The organism is Photobacterium angustum (assembly GCF_003026365.1).
Taxonomy (GTDB): Bacteria; Pseudomonadota; Gammaproteobacteria; order Enterobacterales; family Vibrionaceae; genus Photobacterium; species Photobacterium angustum.
In genome coordinates this window covers 1-15,398 of sequence record NZ_PYOM01000017.1, presented here as the reverse complement: position 1 = coordinate 15,398, position 15,398 = coordinate 1, and the positions used below count along the sequence as shown (strand labels likewise).

11 protein-coding genes and 1 tRNA gene are annotated in these 15,398 nt (G+C 41.7%); 5 read left to right on the top strand and 7 right to left on the bottom strand.

Annotated elements, in window-relative coordinates; genetic code table 11:
• Positions 1–163: 163 nt before the first annotated feature.
• Positions 164–1,174 (bottom strand): ornithine carbamoyltransferase, encoded by a 1,011-nt coding sequence (locus CTN01_RS16690; protein ID WP_045148680.1) that lies wholly within the window; start codon positions 1,172–1,174, stop codon positions 164–166.
• A gap of 305 nt (positions 1,175–1,479) precedes the next feature.
• Here CTN01_RS16690 and rraB point away from each other — a divergent pair, with 305 nt between their 5' ends.
• Together rraB and CTN01_RS16680 are read left to right on the top strand one after the other, a co-directional pair.
• Positions 1,480–1,878 (top strand): ribonuclease E inhibitor RraB, encoded by a 399-nt coding sequence (gene rraB, locus CTN01_RS16685; RefSeq protein WP_005369784.1) that lies wholly within the window; start codon positions 1,480–1,482, stop codon positions 1,876–1,878.
• A 193-nt stretch (positions 1,879–2,071) separates the two neighbouring features.
• Positions 2,072–4,504 (top strand): beta-mannosidase, encoded by a 2,433-nt coding sequence (locus tag CTN01_RS16680; RefSeq protein ID WP_045148678.1) that lies wholly within the window; start codon positions 2,072–2,074, stop codon positions 4,502–4,504.
• Between the two features lie 71 nt (positions 4,505–4,575).
• Here CTN01_RS16680 and CTN01_RS16675 read toward each other — a convergent pair whose 3' ends face one another.
• The 5 genes from CTN01_RS16675 to pepA form a co-directional block, all read right to left on the bottom strand.
• On the bottom strand, positions 4,576–5,481 hold the full coding sequence (locus tag CTN01_RS16675; protein WP_080896192.1) for a bifunctional helix-turn-helix transcriptional regulator/GNAT family N-acetyltransferase: 906 nt from the start codon (positions 5,479–5,481) through the stop codon (positions 4,576–4,578).
• 88 nt (positions 5,482–5,569) lie between these two features.
• Positions 5,570–5,986, bottom strand: a complete 417-nt coding sequence (locus CTN01_RS16670; protein WP_045148677.1) for a DUF2061 domain-containing protein — start codon at positions 5,984–5,986, stop codon at positions 5,570–5,572.
• A 181-nt stretch (positions 5,987–6,167) separates the two neighbouring features.
• Positions 6,168–9,029 carry a valine--tRNA ligase gene (locus tag CTN01_RS16665; protein WP_045148675.1) on the bottom strand — a complete coding sequence of 954 codons (2,862 nt, stop codon included), beginning with the start codon at positions 9,027–9,029 and terminating at the stop codon, positions 6,168–6,170.
• 28 nt (positions 9,030–9,057) lie between these two features.
• Positions 9,058–9,510 carry a DNA polymerase III subunit chi gene (locus tag CTN01_RS16660; RefSeq protein WP_005369774.1) on the bottom strand — a complete coding sequence of 151 codons (453 nt, stop codon included), beginning with the start codon at positions 9,508–9,510 and terminating at the stop codon, positions 9,058–9,060.
• 49 nt (positions 9,511–9,559) lie between these two features.
• Positions 9,560–11,068, bottom strand: a complete 1,509-nt coding sequence (gene pepA, locus CTN01_RS16655) for a leucyl aminopeptidase (RefSeq protein WP_005369773.1) — start codon at positions 11,066–11,068, stop codon at positions 9,560–9,562.
• Between the two features lie 195 nt (positions 11,069–11,263).
• On the opposite strand from pepA, the gene lptF reads away from it, so the two are divergent.
• Both lptF and lptG read left to right on the top strand, forming a co-directional pair.
• Positions 11,264–12,364: an LPS export ABC transporter permease LptF gene (gene lptF, locus CTN01_RS16650; protein ID WP_045148673.1), complete on the top strand. Its 1,101-nt coding sequence runs from the start codon at positions 11,264–11,266 to the stop codon at positions 12,362–12,364.
• Entirely contained in the window at positions 12,364–13,437 is a 1,074-nt protein-coding gene (gene lptG, locus CTN01_RS16645) for an LPS export ABC transporter permease LptG (RefSeq protein ID WP_045148671.1), read from the top strand. Before lptF ends, lptG begins: the two co-directional genes overlap by 1 nt.
• Positions 13,438–13,470: 33 nt before the next feature.
• Here the strand turns inward: lptG and CTN01_RS16640 are convergent, their stop codons facing one another.
• Positions 13,471–13,962 (bottom strand): RDD family protein, encoded by a 492-nt coding sequence (locus CTN01_RS16640; RefSeq protein ID WP_045148669.1) that lies wholly within the window; start codon positions 13,960–13,962, stop codon positions 13,471–13,473.
• A 223-nt stretch (positions 13,963–14,185) separates the two neighbouring features.
• Here CTN01_RS16640 and CTN01_RS16635 point away from each other — a divergent pair.
• Positions 14,186–14,270 (top strand) — tRNA-Leu (locus CTN01_RS16635).
• The last annotated feature ends 1,128 nt before the right edge of the window (positions 14,271–15,398 follow it).

Genomic DNA, 15,398 nt, shown 5'->3' with positions numbered 1-15,398 from the left:
ATGAAAATAGAAACACGAACCTGCGTTAAAAAGCGGTGACGATAATTCTGTAGTGGAGTTATTGTCAGGTTCATCTCTTAGCTCGTGTTCGACAAATTGGCAAGGATTATACCGTCATTTTTAAGTGACGCAAGCGTTTGCTAAAACTATCAACAGGCATTTATTAATGCCCCAGTGTGGCAACCATGACTGCTTTAATGGTGTGCATACGATTCTCTGCTTCATCAAAAACAATTGAATGTTTGGATTCAATGACTTCATCGGTGACTTCAACGCCTTGGGCCAGTTCAGGATATTCTTGCGCGAGCTCCTTACCAATAGTGGTATCTTCGCCATGGAAAGCGGGTAAGCAATGCATAAATTTCACATGAGGATTACCTGTTGCTTTCAGTAAGTCCATATTGACTTGATAAGGGAGCATTAACTGAATACGCTCAGCCCACGCTTCTTTTGCTTCACCCATTGAAACCCATACATCAGTATATAAAAAGTCACATCCTTGAACACCTTCTTGCACATTTTCTGTGAGAGTGATTTTCGCGCCTGTCTCTGATGCAATTTCACGACACTGTGCTACTAACTCGCTTTCAGGCCAGAACGCTTTTGGCGCAACGAGACGAATATCCATCCCCATTTTCGCTGCCCCAACGAGTAATGAATTTCCCATGTTATTACGCGCATCACCTAAATAAGCAAAGGTGATTTCATGGAGTTGCTTGCCACGACCATGTTCTTGCATCGTTAGAAAATCAGCTAAAATTTGAGTCGGGTGGAATTCATCGGTTAACCCATTCCAAACTGGTACTCCAGCATATTGCCCCAACTCTTCAACAACGGCTTGACCAAAGCCGCGGTATTCAATGCCATCATACATGCGACCCAATACGCGCGCGGTGTCTTTCATTGATTCTTTGTGGCCGATTTGTGAGCCTGATGGGCCAAGATATGTCACTTTTGCGCCTTGATCAAAAGCCGCCACTTCAAATGCACAACGAGTACGGGTCGATGATTTTTCAAATATGAGCGCAATATTTTTTCCGCTTAAGCGTGGCTGCTCGTAACCATTGTATTTGGCTTTTTTTAATTCAGCAGATAAATCGAGAAGATGTTGAATTTCTCGTGGAGTAAAATCTAATAATTTAAGGAAGTTACGGTTACGAAGATTAAAAGCCATGATAGTTCCCTCTTTCATTTTATAATGTTTCTAACCGAATACCCCCCTTGTTGTGACTAGGTTGCTAGATATTCGTTATTGTTACTTTATGTTTATCTTATTATTACTGTGTTGTGAATAGCTGTGCGCTTATTATGCAAGATTATTTGGTTTCCTTAGTTTTTTCGAGAGTAATAAGAGTGCTGAATATGAACGCTAAAACCCAAGGTAAGACTAATTATCTGTGCTTCTCACTAACAGGTGGTAATTGATGGCAAACCATGCGATATTTGCCAGCAAATTGATTCCACAGTCGGAGTGAACCCATGTCTTATGCAGAACTGATCGAAGAGCAAAAAGAAGAAACACGCGAAATTATTGCCGCGTTACTTGAAGATGGCAGTGAGCCAGATGCTCTTTATACGATTGAGCACCACTTTTCAGCGGATACGTTTGAAGAGTTAGAAGGTGCTGCTGTAGAAGCCTTTAAACTTGGTTTTGAAGTTTTAGAAGCAGAAGAGCTTGAACTAGCACCAGAAGATGGCGGCGGTAAAGTTGTTTGTTTCGATGCTGTAATGGAATCAGCACTGAACGCTGAGTTGATTGACGAACAAGCAGAAAAGTTAATCAAACTTGCTGAAAAACACAATATCGATTACGACGGTTGGGGCACTTACTTCGAGTCTGATGAAGATGACGAAGAAGAGTTCGAAGACGAAGAATAATCGTAAAAATCAGATTGAATAATTAAAAGCCGGCATTTTGCTGGCTTTTTCTCCTTTTAGCCGTGGTTATCGATCTTTTTATGTTTTGAGATGAACAAAGCGTAATCACGATCACGGTGCACTAGAAAAAATTGCGTAAATTTATTTGTTTTATTATCAAGCTGACTGAGTACGCTCAGTGCTGGAGTTATTGATGACAATTTCGCTTAATGGTCAATGGCAGTTAACCTGTGTTCAACGAGCGGCACTACAAGATCTTCATATTGAATTGCCAGGCGATGTACATTCTGCGCTTTATGCTGCAGGCGAGATCCCTGATCCATATTGGGCTACCAATGAAAAGAAAGTTCAATGGGTCGGTGAATGCGATTGGGTTGTTAGTCGACAGTTTGAGTTAACCGAAGGGCAGTTAGCTTGTAATGCGATGGACTTAGTAATGGATCACTTAGATACCGTTGCCGAGATCCGTGTAAACGGCCATACCGTGGCTGATTTTAATAATATGTTCATGCGTCATAAAGTGGATGTATTAAGCTGTCTGCAAGTGGGTAGCAATCGTATTGAGATTGTCTTACATCGTGCTGATTTAGCCGCTAAAAAACGCGCAGATAAACTACCATTCCCAGTGCCATGGGCTGAAGGGAATAACCAAATTCCTCACATGAATACTTTGCGTAAAACACAATGTCATGCTGGTTGGGATTGGGGAATTTGTTTATCGGTACTTGGTGTTTATGGTGACATTGAGCTTCAACCGATAGAGCATGTTCGAATCAGTCATGTGAGTACGAAACAAAAGTGGCTAGATCAAGAGTGCGAATTATCTGTCACGCTCAATTATGAAGTGGTATCAGAGAAAGGATTAGCAAACGCAGCTGTCACGTTTAACGATCAAACCTTTCACCTAACGCTTGATCGTGACGCAACGAAAACATGTGTCTTGTTCCGTATCGCAGAGCCTCGTCGTTGGTGGCCTGCTGGGTATGGCAAACCACGTTTATATGATCTGAAAATTGAAGCTGATGGCAGTTATATCAATAAGAAGATTGGTCTGCGCAAGCTTGAATTGATCACTGAAGATGATGAACTTGGCCAAAGTATGGTCTTTAAAGTTAACGATGTTGAGATCTCTGCATTGGGTGCCAATTGGATCCCGATGGATGCGATGCCTTCACGTATGACGGATCAACGTTATCGTTCTTTGCTTGAAGATGCGTTAGCTGCCAATATGAACATGCTACGTGTTTGGGGCGGGGGCATGTATGAAAAAGATATCTTCTATGAGTTGTGTGATGAATTAGGGATCATGGTATGGCAAGATTTGATGTTTGCTTGTGCGCTGTACCCCTCAACACCTGATTTTGTAGCAGAAGTAAAACAGGAAGTTGAATACCAAGTCCGCCGATTAAAAGATCATGCAAGCCTAGCCTTATGGTGTGGTGATAATGAAGTGATAGGTGCGATTAGTTGGTATCCGGAATCCCGTCAAAACCGCGAAAAATATCTTGTTAATTATGATCGCTTAAATCGTGCATTAGCTGAAGTGGTTGAAAAAGAAGATCCTTCTCGCCGTTTTTGGGCGAGTTCGCCGTGTAATGGTGAGTTAGATTTTGGCGATGCGTGGCACGATGATAAGCGTGGCGATATGCATTTCTGGGATGTATGGCATTCAGGTAAAGATTTTGAAGCCTACCAAACTGTCACGCCACGTTTTTGCTCTGAATTTGGTTTTCAATCATGGCCATCACTGCCGACAGTGAAGACCTTTGCTCCTGAGCAAGATTGGAATATCACGTCACCAAGTTTTGAATGTCATCAGAAAAATAGTCGTGGTAATTCTATTATCACTGAAATGTTTACCCGCTATTTCCGTTTCCCTAATGGTTTCGTCAATATGTTGTACCTATCGCAAGTACAACAAGCGATGGCGATTAAAACGGCAGCAGAATATTGGCGTGCACATAAGCCGACAAACCGTGGCATTTTATTCTGGCAATTGAATGATTGCTGGCCAGTAAGCTCATGGTCTTCGCTAGAATATAGTGGTCGTTGGAAACAGTTGCACTATCATACTCGACGTTTCTTTGCGCCACAGATGGCGACCTTTATACGTGATGATCAAGGAGTAAAACTTCACTTGATCAATGATGGTCGTAATAGTGCTGAGTTAAAAGGTGAGGTGGTATGGCAGAGTTGGGAAGGCGAGATTTTGTATCGTGAACCTATTTCAGAGTTCCTTGATCCCGATTGCACGAAAGTGGTTTGGGAATGGTTAAATGAGGATCTTGATGGTCACGAGACTGAAGGCTTCTTCCATGTGCATTTACGTAACGGCGATAAACTGATTGAAAACACATGGTTCCCAGCTAAGCCTAAAGAATGTGAATTAGAAGATCCTGATTTACGCTTTGAAGTTGCTGAAATGAACGGTGAAATATCAGTGATGCTGAGTAGCAGCAAACCTGCTTTCTATGTTCATTTGGAATTTGAAGGGGAAGGTCGCTTTGAAGATTCAAGTTTCACGCTCGTCCCTGAGCACCAACGCCAAATTAAATACATTGGTTCAGCCAGCTACGATGAAGTTGTGCAAGGCTTACGTGTTTACCATTTAAAGCAAAGCTACTAATACATTATATCGTTTTAAAAAAGCCTGCTGAGAGAGCCTCTGAGCAGGCTTTTTATTATCTAATTAAAGAATTAGAAAGTTTTAAGCATGTGAATTTCACATACACTGTGCCCAGTACTGCCTAATGCGGTAGGAATATCGACAAAGCCTAAAGATTGATAGAGTTTCACCGCTTCTTTCAATACCTCAGTAGTTTCTAAATAACAGCCTTTAAAACCATTTTCTCGGGCAAACTTTAATGCTTTAATAGTTAATACTCGTGCTAACCCCTTACCTCTGAGCTCTGGTAAGAAGAAGACTTTTTGCAGTTCACTCCACTGTGCATCTCCCGCTAATGGTGCTACACCGCCACAGCCTAAAATACGATTGTTTTTTTCTATCACCCAATAACGACTTTTCGGTAATTGGTAATGCTGGCATAGATCATCAAGATGAGGATCCGCAACGCTAAAGCCTTTATCTGGGGTTAATCCATATTCAGCTGAAACACGACGAATAAGTGCAGCAATGGCGGCATTATCTAAAGGCGTGATTTCTCTTAGTACGTATCCCTGTTGATGCTCTGTGATTGTCAAAGCTTTATGGTAACGACGTAAACTTGTTTCTAACTGCTCTATTTCATCTTGATCCAGTTGATCTAAAATCGTTTGGGTATCTTGATCAAGCTGGTGGTGAAGAGTGGTGAGTGTTTGAATACCCTTGGGTGTCAACTGAGAGAGTTGGCTACGTTTATCGTTAGGGTTGGCAATTGAATGGATCAATCCTTGGTTGAGTAACATGGCTAAATTACGGCTGGCATTGGATTTATCGACCCGTAAACGCTCTGCCATTTGATTAACCGTACAAGGCCCTTGTTCGAGTTCAATCAAAGTGTGGGCTTGTACAGGGGTAAGGGCGAGTTGTCCACATTGACTATTTAGCATGCCGAGTTGACGGACTAATTGGCGAGAGAGCTGACGAAGTTGTTGGGGCTGCATGATCCATCCTTGAATTTAATTGCACTACGCAATTAAAGTAGTTGCAGCCTGCAACAATGTCAATCTGTTTAATCTATCACGCTGTTTATCAGTGCTGACAAGCCATTGCATCTAGCCAAGTTGGCTGATGTGTCTCTACTTGGTTGTGATCTTTACGTTGCCATACACGTTCATGGAAATAGTAAGCCATGGTATTAATTGAAGGCTCGATCATTGCCATTAGGCTACCAATCAGTATGTCTCCAGTAAGAAGGTACACAACACTAAATGCGACACAGAAGTGCACAATAGCAAAGCTAACGGTTTTACGACTTGGTGTGCTAAAGCGTGACTGTTTAAGTGTTTTGTTTTGCCATACTTTTTCATGGAAATAAAAGGCAACGGTATTAACCATCGGCTCAATCATTGCAATTAAACTACCAATAATGATATCGCCAGTAAGAAGGTAAGCTACGCTAAAAGCGACAGTAAAATGGATGGCGGCAAAACTGATTGTCTTTTTCATAGGGTGATCCTCAATTTAATGAGGTCATTATCATTGAATATTAGCAATAACTAAATTTGTTATTTTATATATTACTAATAGGTGAAAGCTATTGTTTGAAAAGAGATGATGGAATTTGAAATATAAAAAAACCGACAGTATGTGACTGTCGGTTTTTATTAATCAAGAATGATTGGTGAGATTATAGCGCAGCAATCGTTGCTTTTTGCTCAATAAGCTTCACTAATGTTTCTTCATAACCGGCTAGCTTTTCACGCTCTTTAGTGATCACGATTTCAGGCGCTTTAGCAACGAAGCCTTCGTTACTTAGCTTGCCAGAAGTACGTTTGATTTCGCCTTCCATTTTCGCGATTTCTTTGTCTAAACGTGCAAGCTCTGCATCTTTATCAATCAAGCCCGCCATAGGGATCATCAATTCAGATTTGCCTACAAGTGCAGTCGCACAAGCTGGTGTTGCTTCACCGTCAGCCAATACTTTCACTTCTTCTAGTTTTGCTAGAGATTTCAGTACCGTCAGGTTTGCTTCAACACGTGCAGTATCAGCTGCATCAGCCACTTTTAGCATTACTGATAATGGCTTACTTGGCGCGATATCGTATTCTGAACGTAGGTTACGAATACTCGTGATAAACGCTTTAACAAACTCAATGTCAGTGATCGCTGCTTGGTCAAATTGCGCTTCATCAAACTGAGGCAATGCCTGAGTCATGATGGTTTCACCTTCAACACCGTCAACAAGTGGCTTAACGCTCTGCCAGATAGATTCAGTGATGTAAGGAAGAACAGGATGCGCAAGACGTAATGTCTTCTCTAGCACTGTGATTAGAGTATGACGCGTTGCACGTTGCTGTGCTTCTGTACCTTTCCATAGAACAGGTTTAGTTAGTTCTAGGTACCAGTCACAGAATTGGTTCCAGATGAACTCATAAAGTACACCTGCAGCCATATCTAAACGGAAGTTATCAATGTGAGCATTGAACTCTTTTGCCGCTAGCTGGAATTGTGATTCAATCCACTTGTCTGCTAGTGAGTAGTCAAGCTCACTACCTGCTGCGAAACCGCAATCTTGATCTTCTGTGTTCATTAGTACGTAACGACTTGCGTTCCATAGCTTATTACAGAAGTTACGGTAACCTTCAAGACGTTTCATGTCCCAGTTGATGTCACGGCCCGTTGAAGCCATAGCAGCAAGAGTGAAACGTAGGGCATCAGTACCGTAAGGTTCGATACCGTTCTCAAATGTTTTACGAGTCGCTTTTTCAATCTTCGCTGCAAGTTGTGGCTGCATCATGTTGCCACAACGCTTCTCTACTAGAGACTCAAGATCAATACCGTCGATCATGTCGATAGGGTCGATAACGTTACCCTTAGATTTCGACATTTTATCGCCATTTTCGTCACGGATAAGACCCGTTACGTAAACTGTTTTAAATGGGACTTGTGGCTTGCCGTCTTCATCTTTACAGAAGTGCATGGTCATCATGATCATACGTGCAACCCAGAAGAAGATGATATCAAAACCTGTTACCAACACATCAGATGGGTGGAAGGTTTGAAGATCAGCAGTGTTTTCTGGCCAGCCTTGCGTACCGAATGTCCATAGTGCTGAAGAGAACCATGTATCAAGTACATCATCGTCTTGGCGTAATACGACAACTGGTGCTAGGTTATGTTTTTCACGTACTTCAGCTTCGTTACGACCAACGTAAACATTACCGTCGTTATCGTACCAAGCTGGAATGCGGTGACCCCACCATAGCTGACGTGAAATACACCAATCTTGAATGTCACGCATCCAAGCGAAGTACATGTTTTCGTACTGCTTCGGCACGAATTGAATATCACCATTTTCAACTGCTTCAACAGCAGGTTTTGCTAGCGGTGCTGCACGAACGTACCATTGGTCAGTTAGCATTGGTTCAATAACCACGCCACCACGGTCACCGTAAGGGATCGTTAGATCGTGATCTTTGATTTCTTCTAGTAGACCTAGTTCATCAAATTCAGCAACAATCGCTTTACGTGCTGCAAAACGTTCCATGCCATGGTATTTCTCTGGCAGCGCTGTGCTGTATGCATCACTTGGCTCGCCATTAGTTGTGAATACTTCAGCAGCATCACGAATATCAGCATTGAACGTTAGGATGTTGATCATAGGCAGGCTATGACGTTTACCTACTTCGTAGTCATTGAAATCGTGTGCAGGAGTGATTTTCACACAACCGGTGCCTTTTTCCATGTCTGCGTGCTCATCACCTACGATAGGGATGCGACGGCCAACGATTGGAAGCATGATTTCTTTACCGATCAGATCTTTGTAACGTGGATCTTCAGGGTTAACGGCAACACCAGTATCGCCCAGCATAGTTTCAGGACGCGTAGTTGCAACAACGATGTAGTCTTTACCTTCCGCTGTTTGTACGCCATCAGCTAATGGGTAACGGAAGTGCCACATGTGGCCTTTTTTATCTTTGTTTTCAACTTCTAGATCTGAGATCGCAGTATGTAGTTTAGGATCCCAGTTAACTAGGCGCTTACCGCGGTAAAGAAGATCTTCTTGGTATAGACGAACGAAAACTTCTTGAACGGCATTTGATAGACCATCATCCATCGTGAAGCGCTCACGATCCCAGTCTACTGATGCGCCAAGGCGACGAAGCTGCTTAGTGATCGTGCCACCAGATTCGCCTTTCCATTCCCAGATCTTATCGATGAAAGCATCACGACCGTAATCGTGTTTTGTTTTGCCTTCTTCAGCAGCAATCTTACGTTCCACAACCATTTGGGTAGCAATACCTGCGTGGTCAGTACCAACCTGCCATAAGGTGTTTTTGCCTTTCATACGCTCACAACGGATCAGGGTATCCATGATGGTATCCTGAAACGCGTGGCCCATGTGTAGGCTACCTGTGACGTTTGGTGGTGGGATCATAATGCTGTAAGCATCTTTAGATGTATCACCATGAGGCTTGAAGTAACCAGCCTCTTCCCAGCGCTGATATAGCGCTTGTTCAATTGATTGTGGGTTGTATGTCTTTTCCATAGCGCTCTTAGAAGGATTCTATGTGGAATTAGGGCGTCTCAGTAGCAGTGGCAGTCGTAATTTGAATGCCTGCAAGGCGATATGCCTTGTAACGCTCGCGCGCTAACTGCTTGAGCTTTTCATCGCAAGGAACGAAGTCTACCACTTGTGCAAAGCTAACCGCAAAATTTGGTGCGTTTTCCGCTAAATTAATTAGCGTAGCACGGCGTCCAGTATGACGTAATGTTGACCAGCCAATCTCAACGGGAGAGCCGCCATTAGGCCCTTCGCCTACAAGGTTGTGGGGCACAAAACTATCAGGGTCCTGCTGCCATAGATATTCATCTATTTGTTCTGCTTGTTGTTTATTTGCTGCGAGTAGGTAAACGTTGTTACCTTGCCGGTAACTCATCGCTGCTAAATGACAGGCAAAATGGCACTGAAAGTGACTATCAGCACTCTCTTGCTTGTCATCGATTATATAAAACGTAGCATGAGTCATGGTTTTTTGTTCCTAAAGAAAAGGGCCTTACGGCCCTTTTCGATGTCTTTTACTCGACGATCTCTTGGCCTGCTCTATTTAATAAGAACTGGACAAGTAGAGGGACTGGTCGACCGGTAGAGCCTTTTGCTGCACCACCTTTCCAAGCGGTACCAGCAATATCAAGGTGCGCCCAGTTGTACTTTTTAGTAAAGCGAGATAAGAAACAACCTGCAGTTATAGTTCCTGCACCAGGCGTGCCTAAGTTTGCCATATCAGCAAATGGGCTAGCAATTTGCTCTTGGTATTCATCGCTCATCGGCAGACGCCAAGCGCGATCACCTGATTGCTCTGATGCATTTATAATTTCATGTGACAGTGGATTATGGTTACCCATTAAACCACTAATGTGATTACCTAAAGCAACCACACAAGCACCTGTTAATGTCGCAACGTCAATTACACACTCAGGTTCAAAACGCTCAACGTAAGTTAATGCATCACAAAGCACTAAGCGGCCTTCAGCATCGGTATTTAATACCTCAACTGTTTGACCTGACATAGTGGTTAAAATATCACCAGGACGATAAGCGTTGCCGCCGGGCATATTTTCACAGCCCGCTAACACACCAACTACATTGATTGGTAAATTAAGCTTAGCTAATGCTTTCATGGTACCGAACACAGAGGCTGCACCACACATGTCGTACTTCATTTCGTCCATTTGAGCGCCAGGTTTAATCGAAATACCACCTGAATCAAAAGTTAACCCTTTACCGACAAGCACGATTGGCTTAGCGTCTGAATCGGGGTTACCTTTGTACTCAATAACCGACATCATGGCTTCATTCTTAGAACCACGACCCACAGCAAGGTATGATGTCATCCCTAAAGATTGCATCTCTTGCTCACCAATGATTTTAGTACTCACAGTCTCAAAATCATCGGCTAGACGGCGTGCTTGTGAAGCAAGATAAGCTGGATTTGCCACGTTTGGTGGCATATTACCCAAGTCTTTACTTGCGCGAACACCTGATGCTATCGCCAGACCATGGCTGATAGCGCGCTCACCCAACGAGAGCTCACGACGAGTCGGTACATTAAAGACTAGCTTACGCAGTGGACGACGAGTCTCTGGTTTATTACTCTTAAACTGGTTAAAGGTATATAAGCTATCTTTAGTTGTTTCGACAGCTTGACGAACTTTCCAGTAAGTATCACGACCTTTAACATGAAGCTCTGTTAAGAAGCACACGGCTTCCATAGAGCCCGTTTCATTTAAAGTACTGATTGTTTTTTTGATGATTTGCTTATATTGGCGCTCATCAAGTTCACGTTCTTTACCACAACCGACCAATAAAACACGCTCTGATAATACATTTGGTACATGGTGTAGTAAGAGCATTTGCCCCGGCTTACCCTCAAGGTCGCCACGACGCAGTAAGGAGCTGATATAACCATCACTGATTTTATCTAGCTGTTCCGCGATTGGAGAGAGGCGACGTGGTTCAAAGACGCCAACAACAATACAAGCACTACGCTGTTTTTCGGGGCTGCCGCTTTTTACACTGAACTCCATGCGTACTCCTAACATCCTAATAAAGACAATTAACGCTAAATGTTGGATAATACCACACTTGTTTGCTCTGCCGTGATTTCGGTATACGCTTAGAGTGCAGTCTTTCATTTAGCTGAAAGATAAAAAAATAACTGATTTAACGAAAAACTATAGTGATTCCATCAAAAAAACAAGTTTTCTATGGGAATATAACGCGTGATTATTGTTAGGTATTTGACAAGAGAGACACTAAAGAGCCAATTAGCGGTACTTTTTGTACTTTTTCTTGTCTTTATTAGCCAAAAGTTTATTAGCATTTTAGCCGATGCAACCGATGGCTCGATCCCGAGTGATCTCATTCTAACCTTCATGGGATTATCTATCCCTTCGATGGCACTATTAATGCTCCCTTTGAGTTTATACATCGGTATCTTACTCACGTTCGGCAGGTTATATGCTGAAAGTGAAATCACGGTGATGAATGCAACGGGGATGGGGAAAAAATTATTACTCCAATCTGCATTAGCTTTGGCCGTTATTACGGGGGCTATTGCCGCAGTGAATTCATTTTGGGTTGCACCTTGGTCGCAAGAGCATATAGAGCAACTTAAAGAAGAAACAAAAGCTGGGCCAACGTTAAATATGTTGGTAAAGGGGACGTTTCAGCCGGTACCGAATGGAAGTGGAGTTATCTTTATTGATAACATTACTGATAAAGGCTCGAAGCTTCATAAGGTTTTTGTAGCACAATTAAAAGCCACTGACACTTTGCAACCTAGTGTTATGGTTGCTGATAATGGCACAGTTAAAGAATTATCTGATGGTCGTCAAATGTTAGAATTGAATGACGGCGCTCGATATGAAGGTGTTCCTACTCAGCTGAATTATTCCATTACTCATTTTAATGACTACCAAGCACTAATAGGCCAACGTGAAGTTAAAGCAGGTAATCGTGATTGGGAAGCCCAACCCACAATGGCCTTAATAAAAGATCAAAGCTTAGCAGCAAAAGCTGAATTACAGTGGCGTTTCTCTTTAGTGCTTTGTATTCCATTGTTAGTGATGATTGTTGTGCCTCTGTCTGCTGTTAATCCACGTCAGGGACGATTTGCAAAATTAGCACCAGCTGTTTTGATTTATCTCGCTTATTTCTTAGCGATCTCATCGGCAAAATCGGCGATTGAAGATGGTATTATCCCGTCAGCTATTGGTATGTGGCCAATTAATATTACAACCTTGTTAGTTGCTCTTGCTTTAAATAGCTGGGATTCAATGCCTGTGCGACGCCTTAAAGATAAATTACGGAGACGCAGTTAATGTTTAAAATTCTCGACTGGTATATAGGTCGAACGATCATTGCAACTTTCTCACTGACACTATCAACCTTAGTTGGCTTATCTGCGATCATTAAATATGTTGAACAGTTAAGAAAAGTGGGGCAAGGAAGCTACGATCTCCTAAAAGCTCTGTATTTTGTCTTATTATCAATGCCGCAAGACATCATTATGTTTTTTCCTATGGCGGTATTATTAGGTGCATTAATTGGTTTAGGTATGCTGGCATCAAGCTCTGAGCTGGTCGTAATGCAAGCGGCAGGTTTTTCTAAGCTTGATATCGGTTTATCGACCTTAAAGACGGCAGTCCCAATGATGATAGTGGTTGTTTTACTGGGGCAGTGGGGAGCACCGCAAGCGCAGAAAATGGCACGTGAATATCGTTCGGCATGGGTTTATGGCGGTAGTGTGATTGCCGCACAAAATAGTGTATGGGCTAAAAATGATAATAGCTTCATTTATATGGGGCGTGTTCATGACCTCAATAAAGTGGATGTTGTTAATATTTGGCAGTTTGACAACAAAGGTCAGTTGGACGATGTAACATCAGCAAAACGCGCGTCTTACGATAAAGCGACGGGTTGGACAATGCATGATGTGACCATAACTGATATGACAGGTAGTAATCAGTTAACCAATAGCCATATAGCAAATAAGCACTGGGAAACAACATTAACACCAGATAAATTAGCCGTTGTAACGGTGAAACCTGAAGAATTATCGTTGTCAGGCTTATATCATTATGTAAATTATCTTAAAGAGACCAAGCAAGATGCTTCTCGTTATGAGTTAGCATTCTGGCGTAAAGCGCTTCAGCCAGTCTCCATTGCTGTTATGATGCTATTAGCATTATCTTTTGTTTTTGGTCCTCTTCGCTCGGTTACGATGGGGGCTCGTGTCCTTTCAGGTGTCATTTTTGGTTTTGCATTTTATATTTCAGACCAAGTGTTTGGTCCAATGATCTTAGTGTACCGATTACCGCCTATCTTAGGGGCATTAGGTCCAAGTTTAGCGTTCTTGTTTATTACGATATATTTGTTAAGACGCAAACTATAAAACTAAAAAAGGAGCCTAACGGCTCCTTTTTCATTAGCGAATATCTTTTGTCACTATCATTTCACATTCTGCCATCACGTCTTGTAGCGCTCGACGTTTAGTGTTGTATGCAAGTAAGTTCCCCAACCCTAAGGCTGCAGTTGCAGCGCGGATCAATGCTTGAGTTATACTAATTGGGCGCCCATCTTTATTTTGCACTTTTAATTTCCATGCTCGCATACCCAACGTTTGGCCGCCATGAGTCCAAAAATAAGTGTAGAATCCAATAATTACGGCGCCTAAGTAGCTAGAGTAAAGCAAGTTAGCTTGTGGATGATGCGTTAAATAAGCACTAACATCTTCATAATGAGCTAAATCGAGAATATTTAAATGCAGTAGGAGCGCTATTCCTGCCATTGCTATACCGCCAGCTAGCATAAGAATTGCAGCGACAATTAAAGCGTCATAAAACCAAGCGGCTAAACGCCGAAATAAGGTTGGATATTGTGGGGAAGTCGTATTTTTTATTTTTGCTGATTTTGACATAAAACATCCGATTTTTCTAACTGTGTCCATATGTGCTGAGTGTAACAGTAAACAATAAGTCAGAGAACGCTTGATATTGCTACAGAATGTGTAACGTGGTGGTGCTATTATCACCAACAAACAAGGAAACAGGATGAAAAAATAGCGGTTAAAGATATTGGTTGAATATCTTAACGATAAAGGCTTGCCTCGCTGCATTGTATACGTATAATAGCCGCCATAAGCCCGAGTGGTGAAATTGGTATACACGACGGATTCAAAATCCGTTTCCTTCGGGAGTGACGGTTCAAGTCCGTCCTCGGGCACCAAATTTCAAACAAAGCCTTAATCGAAAGATTGGGGCTTTGTTGTTTTTAGACAGTAGGCTCACCAACTTCTTCCTGAGATTCGTATCATATTAATTGTTACACTAATCTGAAAGTTATCTGACTTGATTGTTGAATTACGTTGAATCAATCGAGTAACGTAGCTATTCAATTATTTAGTTTATAATCAAATATATCGTCTTATTTACTCATATATAACAGAAAGATAGGTATGATTGTTCAATGTGGACATGTAACCCCTCATTTTATTTATAATAATTTATGTGAAGGTCTTATCTGAAATGAGAGGGATACTTTGATTATAAAAAAACTGTGCAATAATTATTTCTGGTGCAGGTAAATACTTAGCGTCTAATTATTTATTCGCTAACTTCTTACATCCGACGTTACCTGGTTTATTTGAAAATAATTTTCAACCTTTCGTTAATGCAGCATTATGGACCATTAAAATTGAAGTAATGTTCTATCTTGTTGTGCTGTTTTTGCTTTTGAGTCTGGTGCGATTTCAAAACTGTTAAATAGAAGTGTATTTCGATCCTTTGGTAAATGGTCTTATTCTATCTATTTAACGCACGCAGCTATTCTCTTTATGGTTACATCGGTCGCATTAATAGGACAAAAAGTGTTAGGTAAATAAATCGCCCCAATGATAGAGGGGGCACGGTTTATCGATTTAGGTTCGACTTTTTATAATAATGTACTTGTTGTTTCTGTTCTTTTGATCATTATCCTTGTGTCGAAGACGACATATAAATTTATAGATCTCAGAGGACAAGCATTAGGAAAACGGGTAATGAGCTTTAAATAAATATGAAATGTCAGATATTCAGTGTGCAAAATATACGATTATTACGTTCGTGATTAGATGTTGAGCTATCGCGTTTTTGTAGTGTTTTTTATTGAAAAAAAAGCTTGCCAATGTGATCTGAATCTCTATAATGCGACCTCACTGACACGGAGCAAGCCACTGGCTAGCAACGAAATCAGTATTGTTCTTTAACAATTTGACCATGCAATCTGTGTGGGCACTCGTTGAAAAGTTAAGTCGAAAGATTTATCAATGATACTAGTGACCAATACAAATAACTTCGGTTATTTGGCACAGTCAAT